Genomic DNA, 26,859 nt, shown 5'->3' with positions numbered 1-26,859 from the left:
TGATTCTGACTGGGCTCGAACCAGCGACCTCTACCCTGTCAAGGTAGCGCTCTCCCAGCTGAGCTACAGAATCATGCTGTGTTGTTACTGGGTATATTTTTATTATAGCAGCATATTGAAAGGTGTAAAGCCTTTTTAACAAAAAAAATTATCTTTTTTCAAAAAGATCTTTTTGAATAAAACAGTTTTAAAGTTGCGGGTTCTATGAGTGTCCTCTACTATGTAAATAAGCACATATAAACGAAAGGAGTGTTCATATGAACTTTTTAACCCGATTCAGTTTAAAGAATTCGGTGGCTGTTTTCATCATCGCCATTCTTTTAGTTTTAGGAGGCGTCTATTCTTTCTCGAAATTAAAAGTCGATCAGTTCCCAGAAATCGAATTTCCTCAAATCTCTGTTGAAACAGTATATCCTGGTGCTTCGCCCGACGATGTCGATAAACAAGTCGTCTCGAAGCTTGAAACTGCCTTGAAAGGAATCGAAGGAGCTACTAAGCTGACAAGCTCTTCTTATGAAAGCATCGGTATCTTAAACATCGAATTCCCGTTCGATACTGATATGGATAAAGTCGAACAACAGATTGATGCTGCAATCCAAGATGCGAATCTACCAGAGGAAGCAACAACGAAATTAAATCGTCTGTCCTTTGGATCGTTCCCAATCTATAATATCTCTTTCTTTAGTAAGGATGGTAAAGACATCGAAAAAATCCTCAAGGACGATATCGAACCTGAACTTAATAAGATTCCAGGAATCAATAGCGTTTCCGTTGGTGGCTACAAAGATGATCTCGTTCAAATCACCGTCGATAATCAGAAAGCAACAGAAGCAGGACTCTCGCTCTCAAGTATCAAGGAACAAATCAACGGAAAGTATGTCTCGTTCCCATCTGGTCAGCTATCAGAAAACGATTCAAAAATACCGATTCGCGTTGAGGAAAAACTAGAAAATCTAGATAAACTAAAAAATCTACAATTGACACCCGTTGCAGGTGCGACTAGTTCAGCTAGTAGCGATCAAACAGGTGGTTCATCTGCTGGCGGTCCACCACAAGGTGCAACACAAGGACCACCAAGTACAACAGGTGGAGCAGCTACAGATCAGGCGTCTGAACCTGCAGAACCGATTCGTCTAGAAGATATTGCAAAAATCGAAGCAGTCTCGCAACAAAGCGAAAAAACACGTTACGATTTAAAAGATTCCTTATCGATGGCAATCACGAAAAAACAAGATGCCAATACGGTCGAAATCGCAGATGAAGTCACGAAGATCCTTAATAAATATGACGATCAAGTCGACTATACGATTGGGATCGATTCAGCGAAGGATATCGAGGAATCCGTCGCGACACTCGTCAAAGAAGGATTACTTGGTGCCCTCTTTGCCTCTCTCGCTGTACTCTTGTTCTTACGAAATATTCGCGCAACGATTATTGCCATCGTCTCGATTCCTTTATCGTTACTCATTGCTGCTATCTTCTTGAACTGGCAAGATATTTCTCTGAACATCATGACACTTGGCGGGATGGCCGTTGCGGTCGGTCGTGTCGTTGATGATAGTATCGTCGTTATCGAGAACATCTTCCGGCGTGTTCGAAAATCCGAATCCGGTATGACGGATGAGATCATCGAACAATCGACAAAAGAGATTCTAAAAGCAATCACGTCATCGACGCTAACGACCGTCGTCGTCTTCCTGCCAATCGGATTCGTAGGTGGAATCACTGGTAAGTTCTTCTTACCGTTTGCTTTGACAATTATTTTCTCATTACTTGCTTCACTACTCGTTGCGATCACGATCGTACCGATTCTTGCGAAATTTGCCTTTAAGAAGGTTCCAGCAGAAGAAAAAGAAGGTGCTCTTCAACGGTGGTATGGCAAGCTGATTGAAAAGTCACTCTCGCATAAGGCGACGATCTTAATTGTATCGTTCATTCTTCTCGGCGGTTCTCTAGCGATCGTTCCACGTCTCGGCTTTACGTTCATTCCGAACGAAGCCTCAAAGACACTAACGGCATCGCTTGAACTTCCGGCTGCCACATCGCTCGAGAAAACGAGCGACGTCTCATTTGAGATGGAAAATATGTTTGATAAAGAACAAGCAATCGCTGACGTCACGACGTCTGTCGGAGCACGAGACTTTACGACAGGCTTACGTCTCGATAATAAAGCAAGTTATTTCTTGAACCTGAAGGACGGCGCGAACGTTGAGAAAACGATCAAATCACTTGAGACACAGATGGAAGACATCGCTCAAGAGGAAAACGTCAATGTCAAAATCAGCGTAGCTGAATTATCAACAGGTGGTCCTCCGTCGAACAACAACGTCGATGTCGACCTGTTCTCGAACGATCTCGAAGCGCTTCAAAAAGCTGCGAAATTAGTCGAGGATAATATGTCCAAAAATAGTGATTTAAAATATATCACAAACAACTTCAGCGAAAAACAAAAGCAATTCCTCGTTGAAATTGATCCTGAAAAAGCAAGTGATCGTGGACTATCCGGCTTCCAGATCCTTGGGACCGTCAATGATCAAACCAAGCCTGTTACTGTTGGCACGTTGAATCTTGATAATAAAGATCAAGATGTACAATTGTCTTATGAAAAAGGACTCGTTTCGAAGAAAGATCTCGAAGACGTCCAACTGTTCTCAGCAAACGGTCCTGTTGCTCTAACAGATGTCGCGACCGTTAAAGAAGTTGAGACCTTCACATCAATTCAGAAGCTCGACGGAAAAGTATATGCTCGCGTTTCCGGACAAATTAAAGGAGACGACGTACAAAACGTTTCTAATGCTGTAAAAACAGAGGTCGAAAAAATTAATTTACCAGACGGTGTCTCGTTGACAAGTGGTGGTGGGAATGATGATACAGTCGAAATCTTCCAGTCCCTCGGAATCGCGATTGTCGTTGCAATCGGGCTTGTTTACCTGACGATGCTGATCACGTTCGGAAAAGCACGAATTCCGTTCATCATCTTGTCTTCACTGATTTTTGTTCCAATCGGTTCACTCGTCACGCTCTTCTTGGCAAATGAACCATTATCGGTCAGTGTCATGATCGGCTTCTTGATGTTAATTGGTATCGTCACCACGAATGCCATCGTTCTCGTCGACCGTATTGGTCAAAACGTTGGTCGTGGTATGCCAATTCGCGAATCATTGATTGAAGCGGGTAAAACACGATTGCGTCCAATCCTGATGACCGCATTCGCAACGATCATGGCATTGGTACCACTCGCATTAACAACTTCTTCAGGGACATTGATCTCAAAAGGTCTCGCCCTAACAGTTATTGGGGGGTTAACGACATCTACGTTGTTAACACTCATCATTGTTCCAGTCGTCTATGAACTGTTCTTCTTCAAAAAAGCGAAAAAAGAACGAACAACCAATTAAGTGAACATCAAAAAAGCCCATCGCTTGGACTGCGATGGGCTTTTTATAGTGTGAGGCTTATGATTCCAACGGTTCATCCGTCTGCTCCAATGTACCGTCATGTTCAGCCACCAATCAGCATGCCGGTCATTGTCAAACAGTCCATCTCTTTCATTCAAGACGAATAATAGATGAATCCAACACCCTCTTTTATCATGTTTTAAGATGTCGAAGTCTTTACTGGTTTCCAAGGAGCAAGATGAAAATACTCTTCCATTGTCAACCCACTGAGTTTCAGGCGAGCAGCAAGCGTCGCCCCTACATAACGGTAGTGCCAGCTTTCATACGTATAACCTGTCCACGATTCTTTACCAGATGGATAACGAAGATGGAAACCGTACCGGTGCGCATTCGCGAACAGCCATTTCGCCTCTTTCGTCTTCGCAAAACTGAACATCGCGTATTTAGAAGAATCTGCTCCCCCGATATCAAAAGCGAGTCCTGTCTGATGTTCGCTTTTTCCTGGTTCCGCACTATAAGTACTCGCTTTTTCATATCCATCTCGCGCGACATATTTATCAAACAATGCCTTTTGGTAAGCGTACGAACGGTATGTACTAAATGCGACCAGCGTAATCCCCTCTTTTTTTGCTGCCAAGCGCATTTTCTCAAAAGCTGCACGCGCTTGCTGATTCTCTCCAGGAGCGTACGTCGAACGGAGTGCTAAGTTCTTATTCGCGATGAGTGTCTTGCCAATACGTTTCCCACCGATTTGTTCATCCGTCAACAGATATTTCGTACTCGCATAGCCAATCTTCGTTCCGTACTGTATTTTGGACCACGTACCGATTTTTGATAGTTCTGTTACATAAATCCCTGTCGGAATGACTGCAATACTCGGTTGCTCGACTGATGTCCCTTGACGTAAATGAAGGGATGTCTTGGCTTGACGATAAGAAGAGGTCGCCGCCTCAGCTTCTGATATATAAGTCGACGTACAGGCTACCGTCAATGCCAATGTCGTGATGAGTGTCTTGATGTATTTCATGAATCGTGTATCTCCTTTATGCATGAGGATCTGCATCCACATTTTAGATTAGAATACCATTATTTTTTTCAAACAGGGTTCATTCGGAATGCTTGTCATGAAAATGAAGTATTTCTGAAGTTTTCTAAATGTAGCTTAAGGGTGAATTGCAATGGGTAAATAACGTTGAATGCGCTTTCGAAACAAGTTCTGAAACAGAAAGGAGGAGCGTACGTGACATTGTGGGAATGGATCTTCAGCATTGGTAGCGTCTGTTGGATCAGTGAAATGATTCGTTTTCGGAATCGATCCGATTCCCAGTCGGGCGCCGCAGAACAAGTAAGTTTTTATTTGATTTTCCTTGTCTTGAGTGGAACGATCGTCTGCTCTTTCCTCTTTGCGGACGAAAGTGTTTCTCCCTGGTTGCGCATCACTTCCTGCCTGCTGTTGTGGAGTGGAGTCGCTTTACGCCTTTGGGGAATTCTCCACTTAAAACAACAATTCACTCGTCACGTCGTCGTCGCAGCTGATGACAAGCTTGTCAGTAGTGGTCCTTATCGTTTCTTGCGCCATCCATTGTACAGTGGATTATTGTTGATCACGATCAGCTTTCCTCTGTTCACGGGACAAATGGTCCTATTCGCTTTCGCTGGAGTGCTCATGTTCTTTTTCCTACTCTATCGAATCCGGATCGAGGAAGCGATGTTGACAAAAGGTTTCGGACCTGCCTATACGATGTGGGCTGCAAAACGAAAACGTTTGATTCCATTCATCTATTAAAAGGAGAAGTGATCCATTTGAAGAAACGTGCAATCGTCATTGGAGCTGGTCTTGCCGGTATGTCTGCTGCCATTCGTTTAGCTGGAGATGGTTACGCAGTCACGATGCTTGAAAAAAATGCAAACGTCGGTGGGAAACTAAATCAGCGCAGCGGGAAAGGATTTACTTTTGATACTGGTCCATCGATTTTAACGATGCCTTGGGTACTCGAACAACTCTTCTCAAGTGTTCATCGTAACTTAGATGATTACTTAGAAATCGAACGCATTGAACCGCAATGGCGTACTTTTTTTGAAGATGGAACAAAAATCGACGTCAAAGGTGACTTACCTGGAATGCTTGAAGAAGTCGAGCAAATTTCGTCACGAGCGGATTTCGTCGAATTGTTCCGGTACTCAAAACAAATGTATGACTTATGTCTCGACAGCTTTTATAAATACAGTCTCGAAGATTTAAAGGACTTAAAAAAATACCATACGATGTCTGATTTATTAAAGATGGACCCGATGAACACCGTCGCGACCGGAACAAAAAAACACCTCAATAATCCGTATCTCGAACAGCTGTTCAACTACATGGTCATGTATGTCGGTTCCAACCCTTATCAAGCGCCAGCCGTCTTCAATCAAATGATTTATGTACAGATGGGGCTTGGCATCTATTATGTTAAAGGCGGGATGTATCAAATCGCGCGTGCTATGAAACGATTGCTTGACGAGCTCCGCGTCACGGTGCATCTCAACTCACCGGTTGAACAAATCGTCCTTGAAAATAAAAAAGCAGTTGGTGTCCTTTCGAATGGTACGTTCCATGCAGCCGACATCGTCGTCTCAAATCTTGAGGTCATCCCGACTTACGAACGAATCGTACCTGAGAAAAAAGCCCGGAAGCAGGCAAAAAAATTACAGGCATCGTTTGCTCCCTCTGTTTCTGGACTCGTATTATTACTTGGTGTGAACCGTGAGTATAGTGGACTAGCACATCACAACTTCTTTTTCTCAGAAAATCCAGAGCGCGAATTCGCTCAAATGTTCAAAGAAGGAACGCCTCCTGAGGATCCGACGATTTATGTCGGGGTTTCGTCGAAATCTGATGCTTCGCAAGCGCCCGATGGAAAAGATAATCTGTTCGTCTTGACGCATGTCCCTCCTCTAACACTCCAAAAAGGTGAGGTCGACTGGGATGCTTATCGTGAAGTTGTTCTTGATAAACTCGAACGAATGGGACTTTACGGTCTTCGGGAATCAATCGAGTTTGAATATCGCTTCACCCCAGAAGATCTGAAGGACTTATATGGTCCAAACGGTGGATCGATTTATGGTGTCGCAGCTGATCGGAAGAAAAATGGTGGATTCAAGATTCCATCGAAGAGCGAGTTATACGAAGGACTTTATTTCGTTGGTGGTTCTACACACCCAGGCGGCGGTGTGCCGATGGTCACCTTATCCGGTCAATTAACAGCTGATTTGATCCGAAAACATGAAGGTGCTATTCCTACGCCTTAAGATTTCTTTGATTACAAAAGAGACGGAAACTGATTTACTCATCAGTTCCGCCTCTTTTTTACTTTACATTCGTCAAAAGTGGTACGACGTGAATATCTACCTCTCCTCCTGATTTCACTTCCAACCGGCACACGGCTGGCATCGGTAAGGATTTCCAAAATGTATAATCAAATGTCGGATCGAATGTTTCGAGAAGTAACACCATGATGTTTCCATGTGTTCCAAGAACAACTATTTCGTCGGAATGCTTCTCCACCAGTTCATCGATGAATTGCCGAATGCGTTGCGCTGCTTCTTTGTTCGTTTCGCCCCCGAATGGATTATCGTTCGGATGTTGCCATACATACATAACCGCCTCCTGAAAACCGTCAAGCTCTCCAGGTGCTAGTAATCGCTCTCTTAGTTCTTCTACCTCAATAATTGGTTGTCGACGTGCCTCCGCGAGCGGTGCAACCGTCTCGATTGCCCGCTGATACGGACTACTATAGAATCTGTCGATTGGAATTTCTTGAAACGTTTCAAGTAAACGTCTTGCATCTGCCTGTCCTTTATCGGAAAGTGGACGTCTCCGTTCATCCGGTGAGTATGTCGAATGTGCGTGCCGTACGAAATAGAGTGTCGTCATGTTTGAATCTCCTTCTTACTAGTGTATCCAGCGGTATCCGATTCCGCGAACCGTTTCCAGATGCTGTTCGATTGGAAAACCGCAAACACGTAGTTTTTCTCTTAAATGTCTGATATGCGAGTCGATTGTCCGCTCGTCTACAGACGCTTCCGCTCCCCATAACATCGTCGTCAGCTGATTCCGCGTCCAAACACGTCGTGGAGAATCTAAAAATACACCTAACAATTCAAACTCCGTCTTCGTTAACGAAATCGTTTGTTGGAGGTAACAACAACGATAGCCTTCCCGGTCATAGGATAGACCAGCATGCCGCTGCTGTAATAAAACTTCCATTCGTCCGATCAGTTCTCCTTCTTGAATCGGCTTTGATATGTAATCATTCGCCCCTACTTCCCGTGTCCGAATGATGTCTTCCCGCTGATTCCGTGCCGTAACCATCAATATCGGGATGTTAGAGTGTTTTCGAATGAGACGACAACATGTCCATCCGTCCATATCTGGCATCATGACATCCATTAAAATAAGATCAAATACGTTCTGACAGCAGAGCTCAAGAGCTTGTTGCGCAGAATCCACAAGCTGACACGTGTACCCATACGGCTGAATATACAGTTTTAACAGTTCAAGCATTCTCGGTTCATCATCTACAATCAATACATGCGGCATTTTATTTCTCCCTCCACTGCAGTGTCACTTGTGTTCCATGTCCAAGTTGACTCTTGATGTTCAATTCAGCTCCATGTGTCTGCGCAATTGCTTCAACGATGGAGAGTCCGATTCCAGTTCCTCCATGTTTTCGAGAACGCGATGTTTCCGTTCGGTAGAGCCGTTTCGTTACATGAGGTAAGGAGTCTGCAGCAATCCCTTCTCCTGTATCTTCGATTTGAATGAAAGCCCCTACTGCGTTGACACCATAACGAACGATGATTTTTCCCGACGTCGTATGTCGACGTGCATTTTCAATGATATTTACAATCATCTGACGGAGTTGCTGAGCGTCACCCATCACTTGTAATGGCTCACCTTCTATCTCAAAAGAAATATTTTCTTGTTCGATGTCTAGACGCATCAATCGTGTCACTTGATGAATCAAATCTTCGACATCAACTGGTTTTCGTTCCATCATAAAAGCATTGGCATCAATTCGTGCCAGCCAAAATAGTTGTTCAATCCATTCATTCATTTGCTGACTTTCTTCTCGAATGATCGTGATGTAGCGTCGTTGTTCATCCGGTGTCAATGTTTGGCGTTTGAGAATATCCGCATATCCCTTTATATATGTCAATGGTGTTCGTAGTTCATGAGATACGCTTGCTAAAAATTCGGATCGTTCCCGATTTAAAAAATCGAGATCCTGTTTTAATTGCTGAATCGAACGCGCCAATTGTCCCAGTTCGTCTTTTCGATCAATTGGCAACTCTCCACTTTCCCCATCCAATAGACGCGCCGTCGCTTTTTCCATCTGAATCAACGGACGAGAAATGATTCGGGTCGTCCAAATGCTTGCAGCACCTGCCAATAAAAGTGCAAGCAGACCAACTTGGAAAAACTGCTGTTTCAACGGATCAAGTACGTGATCCACGATTGCTTTAGAAGCGAACATGAAGACATGACCACGATGTTCCTCGTCAATGGTGATGGGACTGTCCGTCATTAAAAAGTTACGCATCGTTACGATTTTTCCTCGTTGACGATAATCAAAATCTGTATGTTGTAATACACGTCTCATCTCACTCGTCAAAGGACGTGATGCTTCGAGTTGTTTCCCTCTTGCATCGGTGATCACGACAGTAAAGGATGAGTTCGCTTCCATCATACTGACATGACGCATCGTCGTTTGGTCGTAGGAATCGACCAGGACATCACGATGGGTATTCCCTCGGTTCAGCAAACCATCCACCACTTCCTGCGTTCGTATTTGAGACAACTGATAATATAAAGTCCCGAACAATACACTGCCACAAATTAAAAATGCCGCAAGAACGATTCCTCCGACCGAGTATGAAATACGACGCATGACGTTTCCCTCCTTATCTCTCCATTTTAGTATAGCGAAAAAAAACATAATCAATGCCGATAAACGAAACTGTCACTTCATCTGCACACGATTTGCACATACGCTGGGTATAGTAAAGAAGACTAATGACTTCAGGAGGGTTTTAATATGAAAAAATCATTGACGTTAACTGTACTTGCTCTTAGTTCTACGCTTTGGCTCGGTGCATGTGGATCCGCTTCAAATGACGATGGAAGTAATAGTGACTCACACGACATGTCACATGGAGATATGATGCATTCGAGTGACGGAAAGGTACCGTCTGGTTTAAAGAAAGCTAGTGATCCGACTTATCCGAGAGGCAGTAATGTCACTTTGACGACGAATCATATGGACGGAATGAACGGAGCAAAAGCAACGATTGCCGGTGCTTATGATACTGTCGTCTATGCGATCAGTTATAAACCGACTACTGGTGGAAAGATGGTGAAAAATCACAAATGGGTCATTCAGGAAGAACTTGATCCAGTTCCAACTAAGCCACTGCAAGTTGGTGATGAAACGACTGTCAAGGCAGATCATATGAAAGGTATGGATGGAGCTAAAGCGACGATTGATGAAGTAAAAGAAACGACTGTCTACATGGTGAACTATGAACCAACGGACGGTGGAGAGATGGTGAAAAATCATAAATGGGTCACCGAGGATGAGATAAAGAAATAATAAAAAAGCCCGCTTTTCCTATAAAGGAGAAGCGGGCTTTCAGTATGATTCTGACTGGGCTCGAACCAGCGACCTCTACCCTGTCAAGGTAGCGCTCTCCCAGCTGAGCTACAGAATCATGTTTGCAGTACGTAATGTACTTGCTAGGACATGTATTAATATATCAAGAAACTAAAAGGCTGACAAGTCTTTTTCCGAAAAAAAATAAAAAAATTAAAACGGAGGAATTGAACCCCGCTTCCTCCATTTTGAATGACTTACAGGAAGGTTGATACTCGATCGATCGGTAAACGGAGTGCCGGACGTTTTTTTGCATCTTCGACCGCTTTACCGACAGCAATTAACATGACCGGTACATACCGTGACTCGGTAATAAACGTTTCCGCAAAACGTTGATGATCAAATCCACCCATTGCGAGTGTTGATAATCCACGCGCTTCTGCCGCAAGCATCAATTGCATCGCAGCAAGACTCGCATTCGACATTGCCGCGTCGCGACCATACGCTTCACTTTGATAAGCGCCTTCTACTTGTGCCTTGATCGAATCGAACAATTCTTCTGTCATACCACCCGCTTCTACTGCCGGACCGTAGACCGGATTATAGTTTCGATTGGCTTGAACATCCCCTAGAATCGCAATGATTGCTGAAGCCGAAGTGATGGCCGGCTGATTGTATGCAATTGGTGCAAGCTGTTGCTTCGCTTCTTTTGAATGGAAGACCGTGAAATGCCAGTGTTGTAGATTCCAAGCACTCGGCGCCGCTGTCGTCCATTCTAATAGTTCTTCCACTTCCTGTTTTGAAAGTTTGAACGTTTCGTCGTAATGACGAACGGAACGTCTTTCTGTTAAGACACGCATTGTATCCAGTGTTGCCTGTGTCATGTGCAAATCCCCCTTATTATTATCAGATTACTTAGATATCGTAGCATGTCTCTTTTTCATTGTCCTCTACCAATACTCCAAATAAATCATCTGTTATAAAACAATGTTTGACATTAAACTTCTGTACTAATACAATAAAAACAAGAAAAAAGACTATTTTGTTTATTTTGAAGGAGGAAAAACACATGGAACAACCCCTTTACCAAGAAGCGTCTGCTGAGTTTTATCGTGAACTTCCTGTTAAGACATGCGCTCATTGTGGGAAAGAAATGGACGAGCAATGTGAATCCTATCAATCAGAATGTGTTGAATGTGCTGTAACAGAACACTAATAACATGTAAAACAATCACTTAACTAGTGGTTGTTTTTTTGTTTTTATATACTCTATTTCTAATTAAGTTGATATTTTTAGAAAAATCGATTTTCCGTCATCTTTTTGTCATCTATTTGTTACAAAAGAAACAATTAAAATGTTACATTATCTGTATATGATATTTTTTGACACAAGGAGCGACAGACAACGATGGATCCATTTACCTCAAGCCACGCTAGCGAACTCGGTCCACGACCGCGGACAAAAAAAAGAAAGTTCTTCCCTCGATTTTTCTTACTTCTTATACTCGTTTTTCTCGGAGTCGGAGGGTATATTGCTTATCGATACGTCTTCACACCTGAACAACAGGCAATCACTACCGGTAAGTCCATTACCGAAGTTCCTGTCGTCAACATGGAGAAAGCACGCGTCGAAAAATGGAATGGTGTGACCAAAAAAGTCGCTTATTTAACCTTTGAAGACGGACCATCCGCATTAACATCAGAGTTACTTCGAACATTAGATCAACTTCATACTCGCGCTACTTTCTTTTATCTCGGATCACAGGTAGATGTTTTTCCAAAAGAAGTTAAAGCTGCTGCGAAAGCCGGACATTACATCGGCTTACATGGTGAAACACACGATTACGATACATTGTACAAAAAAGGACAGTACGTTTCAGAAATGAAAAGCGTTCAGAAAAAAATTTATGATTTAACAAAACTGACAACACATTTGACACGACCACCTTACGGATCTGATCCTGGCATTACGAAAAAGATGGCATCTGCCATCCACGCTGCAGACTTCCGAGTATGGGACTGGTCGATCGATTCAATGGACTGGTATTACAAAGATAGTGTAAAAGAAGTGGCAAATACGGTCATTCGGCGAGCAGAGCGTCCATTTGAAATCATTCTCTTGCATGAACAACCACAAGCTATCAAGGCCCTTCCGGCCATTGTTGCCGGACTTCAGAAAAAGGGCTATCAGTTCGCGATTTATGATGAAGATTTCCATATTCCGTACAACTTCGTGCAATACTCGAATTTATAAGGAGTTACTATCTAGATGAAAAAATCATTCGTAGCAGTACTGTTCCTGTCGAGCTTCGGACTCGCTGCCTGCTCCAACGATTCACCAGCCTCTCTTCATGAACAGCTAGAGCAACAAGTCAAAGGTGAAGAAAAAGCATTCACGTTAGCTGATCAACGTGCTCGTAAGGACGAAATTTCAGTTAATACGTACCAAGCCGTTCTTGATGCAGGTGCTGAAGAAATCAAACGCTCTCAAAATGAACGGGAGGAACTAGAAGCCTTAAATGACGAACGGCTTTCTTTATTGAAACAAGAAGAAACGTTACGTAAGGAAACGTACGCTGAACTTGATCTTGAAGAATTGAAGGATGCTGTAAACAAACTTGATGGTAAAGCAAAAACAGAGGGAACTGCCTTAGTGGCAATCATCAAGGAACGCCAGCAGACGTTTCAAACGTTCTCGAAAACGTATCGACAAGCGATGGACGCTGAAAAGAAAGTGCTTTCACGCTTGACTAAAAAACCGGATTTCGTTAAGATTGATGAGTCAACAGCGGATTTAAATCGTTTAACACGGAAAGCTACCGCGTCATTAAAGAAGTGGAATACGCTGACCGTTCGGTATAATCAAACGAAAACCCGGCTGTATCGTTTGCTCGACACATCAACTCAATAAATCACACAGGTTGCAACCAAACCCTGTCCAAAAAACCTGGACAAGGCCCCGTTGCAACCTTTTTTGTGTGGTTTTTACTAAAAATGGAGGGAAATTATTCATGCATCGCTCAAAAGCAACCTTATTCGTTCTCATTGGCGCTATCAGTTATGGTGTCCTCTCAACGATCGTCAAACTCGCTTATGCAGCTGGATTTAACTCAGCAGCCGTTTCTGGGAGTCAATTTTTCTTCGGTTGGCTGATGATTTTCGGTCTTGCCTTATTTACGAAAAATCTTCGTCTCGATCTCAAGACAGCTGGTCTTCTCATGTTGATCGGTATCTCTAGTGGTACAACTGGTTATCTGTACTATCAAAGTCTTCAGACCGTATCGGCATCCGTTGCAATCATTCTCTTATTCCAATTCACTTGGATCGGTGTCATCATCGATGCGCTCGCATTCAGACGTTTACCATCTCGCGCGCATTTCCTGTCTGCGATTCTGTTGATTGGCGGAGCCATTCTTGCGAGTGCCGCTTACTCGAGTCCACTTGACTTCCGTGGAACATTATTCGGTCTTGGAGCGGCTGTCAGCTTCTCAATTTTCTTACTCGCTAGTGGACGCATCGCCAATCATTTACCCGTCATCAAGAAGAGTTTTTACATGATGACAGGTGGTCTTGCTTTCGTCATGACGATGTATCCACCGACGACGTTCTTGTCCTCTGCGAACTTCGAAAATGGACTTCTGTTATACGCGATTCCGCTCGGTCTGTTCGCGTTAATTTTACCACCGCTCTTATTTGCTGCGGGCGCGCCTCACCTCTCCCCAGCAAGCGTTTCTTTGCTTGGAGCAGCTGAACTACCGACAGCAGTCATCTGTTCCGTGTTAATTTTAGGTGAACATCTGATGAGCTCTCAATGGATTGGGATCGTCATCATCTTGATTGGAATCTTTTATCCGATCTATCGCTCGAGCAAAACAGCACCTGTTGCGAACGTACAGCAAAACGACCTTTCCTGATCTCAGGAAAGGTCGTTTTTTTACTTCTGTCGCTTCATCGCATCTGCAACGAATTCGACATCTGTGCCAATGATGATTTGAACACTTGTTGCCCCCATCTTCATGACACCTTTTGCTCCAGCCGCTTTAATCGCCGCTTCATCAATGATGCTTGGATCCTTTACTTGAAGACGTAAACGTGTCGCACAGTTGTCAATCGACGTGACATTTTCTGTTCCTTTCAATCCAGCAAAAATTTGAGCTGCTTGTTGTTCATATTTATCGTCTGAGTCCGTCAAAACGACTCCCGTGTCTGTAACGAGCGATTCATCTTCACGACCTGGTGTCTTCAGATCGAATTTTGTGATCATGAAGTAGAACAGGAAGTAGTAGACGACCGCGAACGCGAGACCAACCGGGATGATCAACAATGGTTTTTTCGCAATCCCGAAGTTCAAGGCGTAATCAATGAAACCAGCCGAGAAGGAGAAGCCATGTAAAATACCGAGTAAGTTAACGATGGCCATCGATAGACCCGTTAGTACAGCATGGATGACGTATAAAACAGGTGACAAGAACATGAACGAGAACTCGATTGGTTCCGTAATTCCTGTCAGGAAGGATGTCAGTCCAAGACCAATCATCGCTCCGGCAACGGCTTTTCGATTTTCCTTACGCGCAGCCATGACGATGGCAAAGGCTGCAGCTGGCAAGGCAAACATCATGATCGGGAAGAAGCCAGCTTGATAAATCCCCGCTGTTGGATCTCCAGCGAAGAAACGCGCAATATCCCCGTTCGCTACCGTACCATCTGCTTTTTCGTATGAACCGAAAACAAACCAAAAAATATTATTTAAAACATGGTGCAAGCCGACAGGAATCAGGAGACGGTTAAAGAATCCAAACAAAGCAGCGCCTCCTGCGCCAAGACCGACCATCCATTCACCGGCACCGTTGATACCTTGCTCGATGAACGGCCAAACATAACCAAAGATGAAAGCAAGTACGAGCATGACAGCTGAGGTAATGATTGGAACAAAACGACGGCCTCCGAAGAATGCCAACCAATCCGGTAACTTAATATTGTAGAAGCGATTGTATAGAAGACCGGCAACGATACCCGCAATGATCCCACCGAATACTGCCATATTGACGGTTGAACCGAGCGTCGCCTGGTTCGCAATCGAACCAAGTGTCGCGCCATCGACCTTGGTCGAGGAATCATTGACGATCGCCGCAATCGCATCATATTTTGCTTGAATCTGTGCACTGGAATAATCCTTGTTCATCGAGTCGACGCCATTTTTTAAGACAAGATACCCGATGGCTCCGGCAAGACCCGCTGCCCCACTCGCATCAATCGATAGACCGATTGCGACACCAATGGCAAATATCAATGGAAGGTTATCAAAAATTGCCCCTCCTGCTGCTACCATCAATGGAATATCTAGCATATCCGCCGAACCTAATCGAAGTACGATTCCGGCAGCTGGTAATACTGCGATTGGTAACATCAAAGCCTTACCAATTCGTTGTAGAAACTGCAACATCCTTTTCACCCTTTCCTGAATAAAACGATAATGACAGAACAATGTAAACGCTTTTACGTTTTTAATTATTCCATATAAATATCTAAATGACTAGACCTTTATACAAATTATTCACTATCTTTTTTATTAGTATAAAAATTCATTATAGCAAACACTAAAAACCGGACTAGAGTATTCCTCCAGTCCGGTTTTTCTATTTAATTCCCACGGTCTTAACGACGAGTTGTATCTTCAAAATTTTGTTGAACGTTTCCTACGGTTTTCTTGGCGTCACCTTTTAATTGATCTTTTTTACCTTCGCGCTCTGTCGATTTATCTCCTGTTGCTTTACCGAGTGCTTCTTTTGCTTTACCCGCTACTTTATCAACAAGACCATCTGCTTTTTTATTGAGACCACTGTCATTTGACATAACCATTACCCCCATTTAAAAAGTTTTTTTTGCGATAGTTGTATGTTCCCGTATGACTGAATTTCAAACATTTCCTGTATCCATACCGACACTCATCCAAACAAAAATAACAGTGAACATCTTGTTCACTGTTATTCGATTTGAATGTATTCATTTACTGGGCGACGGAAACGCCTAACACTTGTTCAATCCGTTCGAACGCCCAATCCAACTCTTCTTTTGTGATGACAAGCGGTGGTGCAAAGCGAATGACTGTCTCGTGTGTTTCTTTACAGAGTAAGCCTTTCTCTTTCAACGCTTCGCAATATGGTCGAGCTGCTTCTGTTAGTTCAACACCAATGAACAATCCACGACCACGTACTTCTTTGATCATCGGGTTGTTAATTTGTTTTAATTTTTCCATGAAGTACGTACCGAGTTCGAGTGAACGTTCCGGTAACTTTTCGTCTTCTAATACTTCAAGTGAAGCAATCGATACGGCACAAGCGAGTGGATTACCACCGAACGTCGAGCCGTGTGAACCTGGATTGAAGACAGAAAGGACATCTTTATTCGCGGCAACACATGAGATTGGGAATACCCCACCACCCAGTGCTTTCCCAAGAATGTACATGTCTGGTGTTACCTCGTCCCAATCAGAAGCAAACCATTTACCGGAACGACCAAGTCCAGATTGAATCTCATCCGATACGAGCAAAACATTCTGCGCACGACAAACTTCTTGTGCATCTTTTAGGAAGCCATCATACGGAATTAAAATTCCTGCTTCGCCTTGAATCGGCTCCAAGATGAATGCCGCTGTATTTTCAGTGATTGCCTGTTTTAGTGCCTCCAGATCGCCGTATGGAATCGTCTTGATTCCAGGAAGAAGCGGTCCAAATCCTCGTTGATATTCTGCCTCCGTCGACATGGAGACGGCTGTCATCGTTCGACCGTGAAAGTTTCCTTCACAAACGATGATTTCAGCATCACCTGGGATTTGTTTCACTTCATATGCCCAGCGTCGTGCTGCTTTCACTGCCGTCTCAACAGCTTCCGCACCTGTATTCATCGGTAATACCATGTCTTTACCCGTCAATTGTGCTACTTTTTCATAGAAAAAGCCCAGTTGATCATTGTGGAAGGCACGTGACGTCAAAGTGATCTTATCCGCCTGTCGTTTTAGAGCTTCGATGATTTTCGGATGACGATGTCCTTGGTTGACGGCTGAGTAAGCACTCAACATATCCATATAACGACGTCCTTCCGGATCCGTGACGAAGACACCTTCTGCTTCTGAAATGACGATCGGGAGTGGATGGTAGTTATGTGCTCCGAACTGTTCTGTCTGTTGAATGATTTTCTCTGTTTGATTCATCAAGATTCCCCCTTATAGCTCTTTAGAAAACGCTTTCAAGATCATTATAGCAGATTTTCTTGTATAATCTTCATCTAAAAAATGTATAACCTAGAGGATTGGGATGCGTAAGAATTGAATATATTGGGAAAAGACAAGACAAGTGAACCGTCATCTCTTTTCATCATAAAGGAGCGTGCGCACGTAATGGATCGTTCGACCATTGATTCCTATGAAGTCGTCATTCAAGAGTTTCCACTACCGTCTTTCATCTTAAATATCGATTTGACCATTCGTTCCTGGAACGAGTTAGCAGAACAGCATTGGGGCTGGACACAACAGGAAATCGTTGGCCAAATCGTTCCTTTACTTGACCAGGAAGATATGGCATTCAGCCATCAAATTTGGCATTCCTTTTTAGAACGCCGTCAATCGGTCCAATTGCCGAATGCCTCCTTATTCCATAAGTCTGGTACTCCCATGACCTCAACGTTGCTACTGTCTCCTCTACTTGATGAAGTAGGCAACGTCGTTGCTGCTTTCGTTTGTGGTATTCCGTCTGCTCAACAACCGATTACAACAAAACCATTATTTCAAGGTTTGATGGATTTACGTCAGGCGTTCGATCAAATCGCCAGTGTCGCTGTATTTGACGCGCGTGGTGCAATTACGTATATAAACGACCAACTCATGGATGTAACAGGTTACTGTCCTGAAATGCTTATTGGTCAGCCATGGTCCGTAATTCTCGATCAAACTAGTGCGACTGTCTCAGAAATCCGAACACAACTCCGTGAACGCAAAGCGTGGTCTGGTCGTCTTAGTCTCACTTCACATACGGGTGAACGAAAACATCTCCAAGCAACATTGATTCCGATTTATGATGCAAACGGCGTTCGTTTTCAGCATCTGTTCATCGGTAACGACATTACGGAAACAACTGTGCTTGAAGAAGAACTTGATTTTTTAGTGCATCACCATGAGATGACGCATTTATTAAATAAACGTGGATTTTTACGCGAAGGGGAAGCATTGTTCCAGTCTGCTGCATCACATGAACCCATTGCACTCATTTTGTTCGATATCGATCGTTTCAAAGTCATAAACGATTCGTTTGGAACACATGTCGGGGATCAACTCCTTCAAGCAATGGCAACACGGCTTTTGGAACATACGACGGGTGTCCTTGCTTTTCATCCGACGAGTGATTTATTCGGTGTCCTATTACCTGCACCCTCGAGTAATCTACTCTTTCAATATGCTCGAAAATTACAACAAGCGTTACAACGTCCTTATTACATTAACGGTCATTCACTCATCGTTTCTTGCACATTCGGTATCACTGTCTATCCGTCTGAAGCGAAAACACTTGAAGATTTATACCGCCGCTCTGAAACTGCTCTCTATGCGGGAAAATCAATTGGTACGGGAACGATTCAGTACTTAACACACGAGATGGACACACAATTCACACGTAAAATCCAACTCGAACGTTCTCTCTTCACAGCACTCGAAGATCAGTCGCTCTACCTTGCTTATCAACCGATCATCGAGCTTCAATCACAAGCCGTCAAAGGATTCGAAGCGTTATTACGCTGGAATCATACGGCGCTCGGAAATATTCCGCCGGATGAGTTCATTCCACTCGCCGAAGAAGCTTCTCTAATCACACCAATCAACAACTGGGTCATCATCGAAGCATGCGAACAGCTCGCGAAGTGGCAACAAACGATTGACCCTGAATTGACGATGGCGATCAACATTTCACCGCACCAATTCCAAAGTGACTCCTTTATTCGAACGTTGCAACATATCGTAACGGAGCGACTCGTTTCGCCATCTTCCGTCACGCTCGAGATGACAGAGAATATTGCTATCTTACAGACACAACGAACCGTCGAACGCATGCACCTCATTAAGTCACTCGGTTTCCGCTTATCGATTGATGATTTTGGAACAGGCTACTCTTCTTTACAGTATCTCAGTGCGTTTCCAATTGATGAATTAAAAATCGATAAAGTGTTTATTGATGGACTAGCAAAGAACGATCATGCTTTGCTGGATTCTATCATTCAACTGGGTCGCAATCTAGAGTTGAACCTCGTCGCTGAGGGTGTTGAGACAGAGCATGCCTTGACTTACTTGAAAACGACAGATTGCCAGTACATGCAAGGGTTCATTTTCTCTGAACCACTGTCCGTACAGGATGTCGAAAAACGATTCTCAACCCCTTAATAAAAAAAGAAGTCACGGTGGAAAAGCATCCACCACGACTTCTTTTTTCATATCGTTTTTTACAATTACAATTGAATTTCTCCTACGACCATTCCGTAAACAGCCACTCCGGCTAAGACAACAAGAATCATGCTAGCAATCCACTCGTAGCGTGACATGCCTGTCCGTTGCTGTTCTCGTTCTGCTAACGCATATGCTAAAATGCCTGGCGCATAAACTAATGCCGCAATGACGATATACCAAACGCCCGACGCATAGACGAGCCAAATAGAGTACGCGGATGCGATGACCGAGAAGAGTAACATTTTCCGATTCCGCTCTTCCCGTGAAGTCCGGATGCTGTACAAGGCTGATAACAGATATGGTAAGAGCGCACAAATCCCGGCAATACTTGATAGAACGAGATACGTCTGTGCAGAGAATAGCGCAATCCCAGCAACAATTTGTGTGGCGATCTGTGTAATCAGTAGTGCTCCGACTGGTGCCCCTTTTCGATTCGTCTTAGCGAATGCTTTCGGGAACGCACCATCTTTCGCAACCAAATATGAAATCTCTGATGCTAAAATCGTCCATCCAAGAAGCGCTCCGGATAGAGAGATGATTAAACCAATCATGATGATCGTCGCGCCGACTGGTCCGATTGCTGCCTCTAATACATACGCCATCGTCGGTTCCTTTAATCCAGCCAGTTTTTCTTGACTAAGGACGCCAAGTGATAAGACCGAAATCAAGATATAGATGACCAAAACACCAACGAGTCCCGTTACGGTCGCTTTTCCGACATCACTTCGATTTTTAGCACGACTCGATAAAACGACTGCCCCTTCAATTCCAACGAACGCCCAAAGCGTGACGAGCATCGTTCCTTTTACTTGATCGAAGATTGAACCGAGTTCTGTCCCATCTCCCCAGATGTCTAAATTGAACGTTTTGATATTAAAGGCGATCCCAACCAATAGAATGAAAATTAAGATTGGAACGAGCTTTGCAATCGTTGTAATCAGATTGACGAGGGTCGCTTCCTTGATCCCGCTTGAGACAAGCCAGAATAATCCCCAAATGACGACCATACTCATTAAAAGAAGGAATATCCGATTCTCTGCCGCGAAAATCGGGAAGAAATAACTAATCGCATTGAAGACGAGCGTGATGTTCGCAACCGTTCCAATCCATGCAGATACCCAGTATCCCCAAGCACTGTTGAAACCGACGAAACGTCCGAACCCTTCACGTGCATAGGCATAAATACCACCTTCAAGTTCGGGTTTACTGTTTGCAAGGTGCTGAAAGACGAGCGCGAGCATGATCATTCCAATTCCTGTGATACTCCAGCCGATGAGAATAGGTCCTGCACTTGCACTTTGGGCCATTGCACCGGGAAGGTTAAAGGCACCTCCACCGACCATCGAACCGATGACCATTGCTGCGAGAGCAAAGAAGCCGATTTTTTGCTGATTCATGATGAGACACTTCCTTTTTCCGTATATCTATTACATCTTACGTATATTCATTCGAAAGACACAAAAGTCATTATAACAAATCACCTTTTAAAGTAAAGAAAGGATTTGAGACGAATGAACTGGATTCATGTATTTCAGCTCGAGGACCTCTTCAAACTCCTAATAGCTGCTGCCCTTGGAATTTTCATGGGATTCGAGCGTGAAATAAAAAATAAACCGGTCGGTATACGCACTAGCCTCGTAATTACCCTCATCAGCTGTCTTTTAACCATCGTATCGATCAAATCCGTTTCACTCTATCACGATATGGCGACGAATGTTCAAATGGATCCGATGCGCCTTGTCGCACAAATCATTGCCGGAATCGGCTTCATTGGTGCTGGTGTCATTTTGCGTCGCCCTCACGATATCGTCAGTGGATTGACGACGGCCGCCATTATATGGAGTTCAAGTGGAATTGGAATTGCTGTCGGTGCAGGATTTATATGGGAATCAGTTTTTCTTGTTTTGTTTTTGTTCTTCTTATTAGAGGGGTTGACTCGAGGAATGCGCCGTATTAATAACAGTCGGTTCGAAGCGAACGTCCTTGTCGCACACTTGCTCCTTCCTGCTGATCTGGATCCATCTGAAATCATCTTCGCTCTTGAACGAAAAGGTGTTCATATTACGAATATGCGCATGCGAGGAGATCCGGTTCGATTGACATTACGAATGTATTCCCCGCATAAACTGACCATATTCCTACTTTATGACTATTTAAAATCACTCGGAATTAAGGATATAGACCTTGATCAGTGAGAATTATCTGAAAATTTATGTTGCATTTTTAATCACTTTCACTTAAATTAACAATATGTTCACATTTTTCTGAAATATTTAACTCTAACTCTCGGGGGGTCATCGTTCCATGAATAAAACATCGAAAATTGCGTTTGCTGGACTATCTAGCATCGCACTACTTGCTGTCGCTGCATGCGGGCAAGGAAATGATGAAAACACAAGCGGATCTGATTCAAAAAACAAGAAAAAGGAAGTCACGCTCGTTTCGACGACAGATGTACCTCAGCTTGATCCGACGAAAACGACGGACTCGACTTCCATCATTGTTACGAACAACGTCTTTGAAGGACTTTATCGACTTGATGGTGATAACAAGCCGACACCTGGAATCGCAGAAAGTGTCGAAGTGTCAAAAGATAAAAAGACATATACGTTTAAATTGCGTAAAGATGCGAAGTGGTCGGATGGATCAGCCGTCACAGCAGATGATTTCATCTATGCTTGGAAGCGTGCACTTGATCCAAAGACAGCCGCAGAATACGCATACATTTTACAGGACTTGAAAAATGCCAATAAAATTATGGCAGGCAAAGCTGAACTCGATGAACTCGGTGTCAAGAAAATCGATGATCAGACACTTGAAGTACAACTCGAAGCTCCAGCACCTTACTTCCTTGGTTTGACGAGTTTTCCGACTTACTTACCATTAAAGCAATCATTCGTTGAAGATAAAGGCGATAAGTTCGCGACAAGTGTGGACACTATGGTCTTCAACGGACCTTTTGTCCTCGATAAGTGGCAAGCGAACGCGGGTTGGACATATAAGAAAAACCCGGATTACTGGGATAAAGCAAACGTCAAGATGGATCAGATCAACGTTAAAGTCGTTAAGGAAATCTCGACTGGCGTCAACCTCTTTGAAGCAAAAGAGGTCGACTTCGCACCGATTACATCTGAATTCGTTTCACAATATGAAAAATCAGAGGATTACAAGACACGTCCAGATGCTCGGATCAACTTCCTCCGCTTTAACCAAAAGAATAAAGCATTGAAAAACAAGAACATCCGAAAAGCGCTCGCACTTGGTTTTGAGAAACAAGGGATTACGGACGTCATCCTAAACGATGGATCAAAACCAGCAAACTTCATCGTTGCGAAAGACTTCACGTTCACACCGGATGGTGAGGATTTCCGAGCGAAATATCCGGATCTTCAAAGCTATGATGCCGATGCAGCGAAAAAAGCTTGGGATGCTGGATTGAAAGAACTTGGTGTCAAAACAGTCGAACTCAGCATGCTCTCACGAGATGAGGATGCATTCAAGAAAGTCTCTGAATACTTAAAAGGTGATCTAGAGAAACATCTTCCTGGTTTGACGATCAATATCAAACAACAACCGTTCAAGAACTTCCTCGACCTCGAATCGAAGGGCGATTATGATATCTCTGCAGCTGGATGGGGACCTGACTATCAGGATCCAATGACGTTCCTCGATATGTGGTTGACAGGCGGAAGCTTCAACCGGATGGAATACTCGAACAAAAAATTCGATGATCTCATCAAAGGGGCAAAACAACAAGCAGATGAAGCGAAACGTTGGTCTGATATGCAAGAAGCTGAAAAAATCTTGCTAACCGATGACTACGCGATCGCGCCGATCTATCAAAAAGGTGAAGCGTACTTGCAACGGACAAACATTGATAAATTATACCGTCACCCATTCGGTGCCGATATGAGCTTTAAATGGATGGAAATCAAGTAAACGAGGACCTGACGCACACATCGAATTCTTTAATCAACAAGTAGTGGACCTCGTCCGCTACTTGTTTTTGATTTCCTGAAGATATCTCTAAAAACAACAAAGACCCCTTCTGACGGAGCCATCGGGGGTCTTTACTGTGCGATTTGTTTATAAAAAGCGATTTCTTCATCTTGTCCTTCTTCCACTGCTCGGAAGAATTCAGCAAAATAGGCGTACAAAACGGTGCGTTCTTCATACGTCGGTCTGGCTTGACGAATAACGGAGAATGCAAGGTTTCGCAATTGACGTTTCGTTCGCCGATGTGTCGGAAGTGCATAAAATTGACGCGTGAATGAACGATAGACGTCCGCAATCAAGACTTCATGTCCTTCAAAATATGATTTATCCATAAATATAGCCCCCTTTCCACTTTAGTGATCCTATTCTTTTCTACGACTCTTTTAAATAAAGAGTTTCAAAGAAAGTGAGATTTCTCACAAATGATATAGACCTTACTATAACAAGCTTTCCAAAATGATTCAACATCCAAACTATTAAGTTTCATTAAGAATATTTAGACCTTTTGTAAAGTATCTTTCTTTGATTTTAGATCATCTATTTCTAATAAAAAACGGTCTGAGTCCCGGAAAGAGACTCAGACTCGCGATGGACTTTAGTTTGCTTGTACTGAAATATGCTGGAAGTGTTTCACATCGAATAACCCACTGTCGGTCAACTTCAATTCCGGAATGACCGGTAAGCAAAGGAACGACATCGTCAAATAAGGATTAAAGGACCGATCCGCTTCTAATACATCAAGTGCATCGTTTAATGCTTCGAGTGTATCCCCGACTTCTTGGAAAGGACGATTCGTCATCAACCCAGCGATTTCAAGCGGTAACTCTGCAAGCACGTCTTGTCCATTAACAGCAATGACACCCCCACCCGCTTGAACAAGACGTTCTGCAGCGAGTTGCATCTCTTCGTCTGATGCCCCAACGATGACGAGATTATGTGAATCATGAGCAACGGTCGCAGCAATCGCTCCACGCTTCATCTTAAATCCTTTGACGATCCCAACTGCTGAGAACGATGTCCCGTGATGACGCTCAATGACAGCAATTTTTAAGAGATCCTCCTCTGGCACAGGAACGAAATGCCCTTCTTGAAGTGGAACGTCGAGAATTAAATGCTCGGTGACGATGCTTTTCGGAATGACTCCGATGACATGCGCACGTGCTGATTCGAGTGGAAGGGCGAATACTTCTGGTGTGATCGGTTTTGTATTCAAGGTTCCACGTAATGACTCCGGCACATGAGCACGGCGAACGGGTCGAATCGTTTTCCCTGCTCGTGCGACACAATTCCCTTGAATATAAACCTCATCAATCACGACGTTATCGGCATCCGATAATAAGACGAAGTCCGCCCGGCGTCCTGGTACGATGGCTCCCCGATCGTCTAGACGATACGCGTTCGTCGCGTGCAACGATGCCATCGCATACGCTGTTTCGCGTTTAATCCCATGACGAATCGCATAGCGAATATTATAATCAATCGTACCTTCGCGTAATGTATCGTCCAAATGTTTATCATCCGTACAGAAGAGGAACCTGCTGGCATTACTCTCTGTCACGGCATCGAGTACTTCCTTCAAGTTTCGGGCTGCTGACCCTTCCCGTACCTCGACATACAGACCACGACGTGCTCGTGCAATTGCATCTTCCTTACTGACGGATTCATGATCCGTCCGAATTCCAGCGACACCATAAATGTTGATTTCGCGTAGTCCGAGTCCTGCAGCATGTCCATCGACAAGTTTCCCTGCGTCTTCAATCTGTTTGATTTTTTGTAACATGTCGCGATCGGCTCGTTCGACAGCCGGATAATCCATGACTTCACCTAAACCATGGACACCCGGATGATTGACGAATGGCGCAAGTGCCGCAGCATCAAGTGATGCCCCCGCATGTTCAAACGAAGTCGCCGGGACACAGCTCGGTAACATCATGCGCACGTCAAGGGCGAGATCTTCTGCATCATCTAGCATGAAGGACAAACCTTCTGCGCCTTTGACGTTCGCAATCTCATGTGGATCCGCGATGATCGTCGTGACGCCTAGTGGTAAAATCGCCTGCTCATACTCACTTGGTGGTACCATCGATGATTCGATATGGACATGGGCATCAACAAAACTTGGAGCGATGAACAGACTCGTTCCCGGACGATTCTCGACTCCTTCATACCCCTCTCCGACAGCAGCAATAAAGCCTGAATCAATCGCTACATCTGCCGTATACGTCTCACGTGTCATGACATCGATGACTGAAATGTTCTGATAGACGACAGCTGCTTTCTCTTTTTTTGCAGCAATCGCAATCAATCGTTCACGTACTGTTTGTTCCATCCTGTCTCCTCCTGGTGTAAGCGTATTTTCACTATCTTACAATTAGTTTGGAAGCTGTTGCAATTTATTTTTTGTAACGTCAAGATGAAAGAGTATGGATTTAATGCCTGAGGGGGAAAAACGCATGAAATATCGTGTCGGTTCACTTATTCCAAACATCGATCCATCCGTTTATTTAGCGGATGGATCAAAGGTCATCGGAGAGGTCACGATCGGAAAAGACTCATCCGTCTGGTTCAATACAGTCATCCGGGGAGATGAAGGTCCGATCCAAATCGGAGAACGCGTCAACATTCAAGATGGTTCGATGATTCATCAGTATGAAGGGTTTCCGACTATCATTGAAGATGAAGTCACGATTGGTCATATGGCAATGATTCATGGAGGTATCATTCGAAAAGGAGCTTTGATTGGAATGTCGGCAACGATCCTTGATGAAGCTGAAATTGGAGAAGGTGCATTCGTTGCTGCCGGAAGTCTTGTTCCGCCAAAAATGAAGGTGCCTGCAGGGACAATGGTTATGGGGGTTCCTGCAAAAATCGTCCGCGATATCAGCGACCACGATCGATTCATCATGGAACGGACAGTCCGAAAATATGTGAAACGAGGGCAGCAATATGCCGATAGTTGTGAAGCCATTACAGAGGATTTGACAAGTTTGTGAGAACGTTTACAAAGTTCACAGGTTCTTAATACCTCCCCTCTTCCGTCTTTACAATTCTTTCGTACACTAGAGGTGCAAGAGATGAATCAAGACACAGAGAGGGGATTTTTATATGATTCCAGTATATGAAGAACGTATTATGTCTGATTTATTTTCATCTACGAGTAACCCAAGCTATGGTTTGCCGACGTTACCTGAATTCGAAACAGATTGGTTGACAGCTGAGGTTCAAGTACGTATCGTTAAAGATGCCGAGCACCGCCTTGGAACATTAAACCGAGAGGAAGAACGTGTATGATTCAGCAACGCACTGTTCGCGCTTGGCTCGCTAGTCGCATCAAAAAATAATT

At 43.9% G+C, this 26,859-nt stretch carries 24 protein-coding genes and 2 tRNA genes; 13 read left to right on the top strand and 13 right to left on the bottom strand.

The window, feature by feature from the left end:
• A tRNA-Val gene (locus VJ374_RS02810) sits at positions 1–73 on the bottom strand.
• Between the two features lie 184 nt (positions 74–257).
• Between VJ374_RS02810 and VJ374_RS02805 the strand changes: the two genes are divergently transcribed.
• A complete protein-coding gene (locus tag VJ374_RS02805) occupies positions 258–3,398 on the top strand; it encodes an efflux RND transporter permease subunit (protein WP_329470082.1) in 3,141 nt (1,046 codons plus the stop codon).
• A gap of 199 nt (positions 3,399–3,597) precedes the next feature.
• Here the strand turns inward: VJ374_RS02805 and VJ374_RS02800 are convergent, their stop codons facing one another.
• Entirely contained in the window at positions 3,598–4,425 is an 828-nt protein-coding gene (locus tag VJ374_RS02800) for a D-alanyl-D-alanine carboxypeptidase family protein (RefSeq protein WP_047395064.1), read from the bottom strand.
• Positions 4,426–4,638: 213 nt separating this feature from the next.
• Here VJ374_RS02800 and VJ374_RS02795 point away from each other — a divergent pair, with 213 nt between their 5' ends.
• Both VJ374_RS02795 and VJ374_RS02790 read left to right on the top strand, forming a co-directional pair.
• Positions 4,639–5,184 (top strand): methyltransferase family protein, encoded by a 546-nt coding sequence (locus tag VJ374_RS02795; RefSeq protein ID WP_308102361.1) that lies wholly within the window; start codon positions 4,639–4,641, stop codon positions 5,182–5,184.
• A gap of 17 nt (positions 5,185–5,201) precedes the next feature.
• The gene (locus tag VJ374_RS02790) at positions 5,202–6,689 is read left to right on the top strand and encodes a phytoene desaturase family protein (protein ID WP_035412432.1); all 1,488 of its coding nucleotides are present in this window, start codon (positions 5,202–5,204) and stop codon (positions 6,687–6,689) included.
• A 58-nt stretch (positions 6,690–6,747) separates the two neighbouring features.
• Here VJ374_RS02790 and VJ374_RS02785 read toward each other — a convergent pair whose 3' ends face one another.
• The 3 genes from VJ374_RS02785 to VJ374_RS02775 are packed head-to-tail and all read right to left on the bottom strand — an operon-like array spanning position 6,748 to position 9,331.
• Positions 6,748–7,314 carry a histidine phosphatase family protein gene (locus VJ374_RS02785; RefSeq protein WP_290788018.1) on the bottom strand — a complete coding sequence of 189 codons (567 nt, stop codon included), beginning with the start codon at positions 7,312–7,314 and terminating at the stop codon, positions 6,748–6,750.
• Positions 7,315–7,332: 18 nt separating this feature from the next.
• Positions 7,333–7,980, bottom strand: coding sequence for a response regulator transcription factor (locus tag VJ374_RS02780; protein WP_047395058.1), 648 nt, complete (start codon positions 7,978–7,980; stop codon positions 7,333–7,335).
• A gap of 1 nt (position 7,981) precedes the next feature.
• Positions 7,982–9,331, bottom strand: coding sequence for a sensor histidine kinase (locus VJ374_RS02775; RefSeq protein WP_329470077.1), 1,350 nt, complete (start codon positions 9,329–9,331; stop codon positions 7,982–7,984).
• Positions 9,332–9,478: 147 nt separating this feature from the next.
• Between VJ374_RS02775 and VJ374_RS02770 the strand changes: the two genes are divergently transcribed.
• Positions 9,479–10,033, top strand: coding sequence for a YdhK family protein (locus tag VJ374_RS02770; RefSeq protein ID WP_308102356.1), 555 nt, complete (start codon positions 9,479–9,481; stop codon positions 10,031–10,033).
• A gap of 45 nt (positions 10,034–10,078) precedes the next feature.
• Here VJ374_RS02770 and VJ374_RS02765 read toward each other — a convergent pair.
• Positions 10,079–10,151, bottom strand: a tRNA-Val gene (locus VJ374_RS02765).
• 139 nt (positions 10,152–10,290) lie between these two features.
• Positions 10,291–10,917: a nitroreductase family protein gene (locus tag VJ374_RS02760; protein ID WP_308102355.1), complete on the bottom strand. Its 627-nt coding sequence runs from the start codon at positions 10,915–10,917 to the stop codon at positions 10,291–10,293.
• Between the two features lie 185 nt (positions 10,918–11,102).
• On the opposite strand from VJ374_RS02760, the gene yhfH reads away from it, so the two are divergent.
• The 4 genes from yhfH to VJ374_RS02740 all read left to right on the top strand — a co-directional run bounded on the left by yhfH (position 11,103) and on the right by VJ374_RS02740 (position 13,947).
• On the top strand, positions 11,103–11,249 hold the full coding sequence (gene yhfH / locus VJ374_RS02755; RefSeq protein ID WP_290788033.1) for a protein YhfH: 147 nt from the start codon (positions 11,103–11,105) through the stop codon (positions 11,247–11,249).
• 192 nt (positions 11,250–11,441) lie between these two features.
• Complete coding sequence (locus VJ374_RS02750) at positions 11,442–12,287, top strand: polysaccharide deacetylase family protein (protein WP_329470075.1); 846 nt, start codon at positions 11,442–11,444, stop codon at positions 12,285–12,287.
• Between the two features lie 15 nt (positions 12,288–12,302).
• Complete coding sequence (locus VJ374_RS02745) at positions 12,303–12,944, top strand: YkyA family protein (RefSeq protein ID WP_290788039.1); 642 nt, start codon at positions 12,303–12,305, stop codon at positions 12,942–12,944.
• 100 nt (positions 12,945–13,044) lie between these two features.
• A complete protein-coding gene (locus VJ374_RS02740; protein WP_290788042.1) occupies positions 13,045–13,947 on the top strand; it encodes an EamA family transporter in 903 nt (300 codons plus the stop codon).
• Positions 13,948–13,967: 20 nt separating this feature from the next.
• Here the strand turns inward: VJ374_RS02740 and nagE are convergent, their stop codons facing one another.
• From nagE to VJ374_RS02725, 3 genes are all read right to left on the bottom strand, one after another.
• On the bottom strand, positions 13,968–15,476 hold the full coding sequence (gene nagE / locus VJ374_RS02735; RefSeq protein ID WP_035412415.1) for an N-acetylglucosamine-specific PTS transporter subunit IIBC: 1,509 nt from the start codon (positions 15,474–15,476) through the stop codon (positions 13,968–13,970).
• A gap of 212 nt (positions 15,477–15,688) precedes the next feature.
• Entirely contained in the window at positions 15,689–15,886 is a 198-nt protein-coding gene (locus tag VJ374_RS02730; protein WP_035412412.1) for a CsbD family protein, read from the bottom strand.
• A gap of 154 nt (positions 15,887–16,040) precedes the next feature.
• On the bottom strand, positions 16,041–17,243 hold the full coding sequence (locus tag VJ374_RS02725) for an ornithine--oxo-acid transaminase (RefSeq protein WP_023467138.1): 1,203 nt from the start codon (positions 17,241–17,243) through the stop codon (positions 16,041–16,043).
• A 186-nt stretch (positions 17,244–17,429) separates the two neighbouring features.
• On the opposite strand from VJ374_RS02725, the gene VJ374_RS02720 reads away from it, so the two are divergent.
• Positions 17,430–19,457, top strand: a complete 2,028-nt coding sequence (locus tag VJ374_RS02720) for an EAL domain-containing protein (RefSeq protein WP_329470072.1) — start codon at positions 17,430–17,432, stop codon at positions 19,455–19,457.
• Between the two features lie 65 nt (positions 19,458–19,522).
• Here the strand turns inward: VJ374_RS02720 and VJ374_RS02715 are convergent, their stop codons facing one another.
• Complete coding sequence (locus VJ374_RS02715) at positions 19,523–20,920, bottom strand: basic amino acid/polyamine antiporter (protein WP_201247407.1); 1,398 nt, start codon at positions 20,918–20,920, stop codon at positions 19,523–19,525.
• A 111-nt stretch (positions 20,921–21,031) separates the two neighbouring features.
• Here VJ374_RS02715 and VJ374_RS02710 point away from each other — a divergent pair, with 111 nt between their 5' ends.
• Together VJ374_RS02710 and VJ374_RS02705 are read left to right on the top strand one after the other, a co-directional pair.
• Positions 21,032–21,715, top strand: a complete 684-nt coding sequence (locus tag VJ374_RS02710; RefSeq protein ID WP_290788048.1) for an MgtC/SapB family protein — start codon at positions 21,032–21,034, stop codon at positions 21,713–21,715.
• Between the two features lie 109 nt (positions 21,716–21,824).
• On the top strand, positions 21,825–23,459 hold the full coding sequence (locus VJ374_RS02705) for a peptide ABC transporter substrate-binding protein (protein WP_290754139.1): 1,635 nt from the start codon (positions 21,825–21,827) through the stop codon (positions 23,457–23,459).
• Between the two features lie 131 nt (positions 23,460–23,590).
• Here VJ374_RS02705 and VJ374_RS02700 read toward each other — a convergent pair whose 3' ends face one another.
• Positions 23,591–23,848: a hypothetical protein gene (locus tag VJ374_RS02700; protein ID WP_035412398.1), complete on the bottom strand. Its 258-nt coding sequence runs from the start codon at positions 23,846–23,848 to the stop codon at positions 23,591–23,593.
• A 263-nt stretch (positions 23,849–24,111) separates the two neighbouring features.
• Positions 24,112–25,845 carry an adenine deaminase gene (gene ade, locus VJ374_RS02695; protein WP_329470069.1) on the bottom strand — a complete coding sequence of 578 codons (1,734 nt, stop codon included), beginning with the start codon at positions 25,843–25,845 and terminating at the stop codon, positions 24,112–24,114.
• 124 nt (positions 25,846–25,969) lie between these two features.
• Between ade and VJ374_RS02690 the strand changes: the two genes are divergently transcribed.
• Positions 25,970–26,509 (top strand): gamma carbonic anhydrase family protein, encoded by a 540-nt coding sequence (locus VJ374_RS02690; RefSeq protein WP_047395039.1) that lies wholly within the window; start codon positions 25,970–25,972, stop codon positions 26,507–26,509.
• Positions 26,510–26,621: 112 nt separating this feature from the next.
• The gene (locus VJ374_RS02685; protein ID WP_035412391.1) at positions 26,622–26,807 is read left to right on the top strand and encodes a hypothetical protein; all 186 of its coding nucleotides are present in this window, start codon (positions 26,622–26,624) and stop codon (positions 26,805–26,807) included.
• Positions 26,808–26,859 lie beyond the last annotated feature (52 nt).

It is taken from the genome of Exiguobacterium sp. 9-2 (assembly GCF_036287235.1).
In the GTDB taxonomy this organism is placed as follows: domain Bacteria; phylum Bacillota; class Bacilli; order Exiguobacteriales; family Exiguobacteriaceae; genus Exiguobacterium_A.
The sequence above is the reverse complement of the archived record's forward strand: the minus strand, read 5'-3'. Positions and strand labels throughout refer to the sequence as shown.

Bases quoted from the DNA above. Each gene is read 5' to 3' on its own strand.
- VJ374_RS02805 (WP_329470082.1), top strand. From the start codon at position 258: ATGAACTTTTTAACCCGATTCAGTTTAAAGAATTCGGTGGCTGTTTTC.
- VJ374_RS02800 (WP_047395064.1), bottom strand. From the start codon at position 4,425: ATGAAATACATCAAGACACTCATCACGACATTGGCATTGACGGTAGCC.
- VJ374_RS02785 (WP_290788018.1), bottom strand. From the start codon at position 7,314: ATGACGACACTCTATTTCGTACGGCACGCACATTCGACATACTCACCG.
- VJ374_RS02780 (WP_047395058.1), bottom strand. From the start codon at position 7,980: ATGCCGCATGTATTGATTGTAGATGATGAACCGAGAATGCTTGAACTG.
- VJ374_RS02775 (WP_329470077.1), bottom strand. From the start codon at position 9,331: ATGCGTCGTATTTCATACTCGGTCGGAGGAATCGTTCTTGCGGCATTT.
- VJ374_RS02770 (WP_308102356.1), top strand. From the start codon at position 9,479: ATGAAAAAATCATTGACGTTAACTGTACTTGCTCTTAGTTCTACGCTT.
- VJ374_RS02760 (WP_308102355.1), bottom strand. From the start codon at position 10,917: ATGACACAGGCAACACTGGATACAATGCGTGTCTTAACAGAAAGACGT.
- yhfH (WP_290788033.1), top strand. From the start codon at position 11,103: ATGGAACAACCCCTTTACCAAGAAGCGTCTGCTGAGTTTTATCGTGAA.
- VJ374_RS02750 (WP_329470075.1), top strand. From the start codon at position 11,442: ATGGATCCATTTACCTCAAGCCACGCTAGCGAACTCGGTCCACGACCG.
- VJ374_RS02745 (WP_290788039.1), top strand. From the start codon at position 12,303: ATGAAAAAATCATTCGTAGCAGTACTGTTCCTGTCGAGCTTCGGACTC.
- VJ374_RS02740 (WP_290788042.1), top strand. From the start codon at position 13,045: ATGCATCGCTCAAAAGCAACCTTATTCGTTCTCATTGGCGCTATCAGT.
- nagE (WP_035412415.1), bottom strand. From the start codon at position 15,476: ATGTTGCAGTTTCTACAACGAATTGGTAAGGCTTTGATGTTACCAATC.
- VJ374_RS02730 (WP_035412412.1), bottom strand. From the start codon at position 15,886: ATGTCAAATGACAGTGGTCTCAATAAAAAAGCAGATGGTCTTGTTGAT.
- VJ374_RS02725 (WP_023467138.1), bottom strand. From the start codon at position 17,243: ATGAATCAAACAGAGAAAATCATTCAACAGACAGAACAGTTCGGAGCA.
- VJ374_RS02720 (WP_329470072.1), top strand. From the start codon at position 17,430: ATGGATCGTTCGACCATTGATTCCTATGAAGTCGTCATTCAAGAGTTT.
- VJ374_RS02710 (WP_290788048.1), top strand. From the start codon at position 21,032: ATGAACTGGATTCATGTATTTCAGCTCGAGGACCTCTTCAAACTCCTA.
- VJ374_RS02705 (WP_290754139.1), top strand. From the start codon at position 21,825: ATGAATAAAACATCGAAAATTGCGTTTGCTGGACTATCTAGCATCGCA.
- VJ374_RS02700 (WP_035412398.1), bottom strand. From the start codon at position 23,848: ATGGATAAATCATATTTTGAAGGACATGAAGTCTTGATTGCGGACGTC.
- ade (WP_329470069.1), bottom strand. From the start codon at position 25,845: ATGGAACAAACAGTACGTGAACGATTGATTGCGATTGCTGCAAAAAAA.
- VJ374_RS02690 (WP_047395039.1), top strand. From the start codon at position 25,970: ATGAAATATCGTGTCGGTTCACTTATTCCAAACATCGATCCATCCGTT.
- VJ374_RS02685 (WP_035412391.1), top strand. From the start codon at position 26,622: ATGATTCCAGTATATGAAGAACGTATTATGTCTGATTTATTTTCATCT.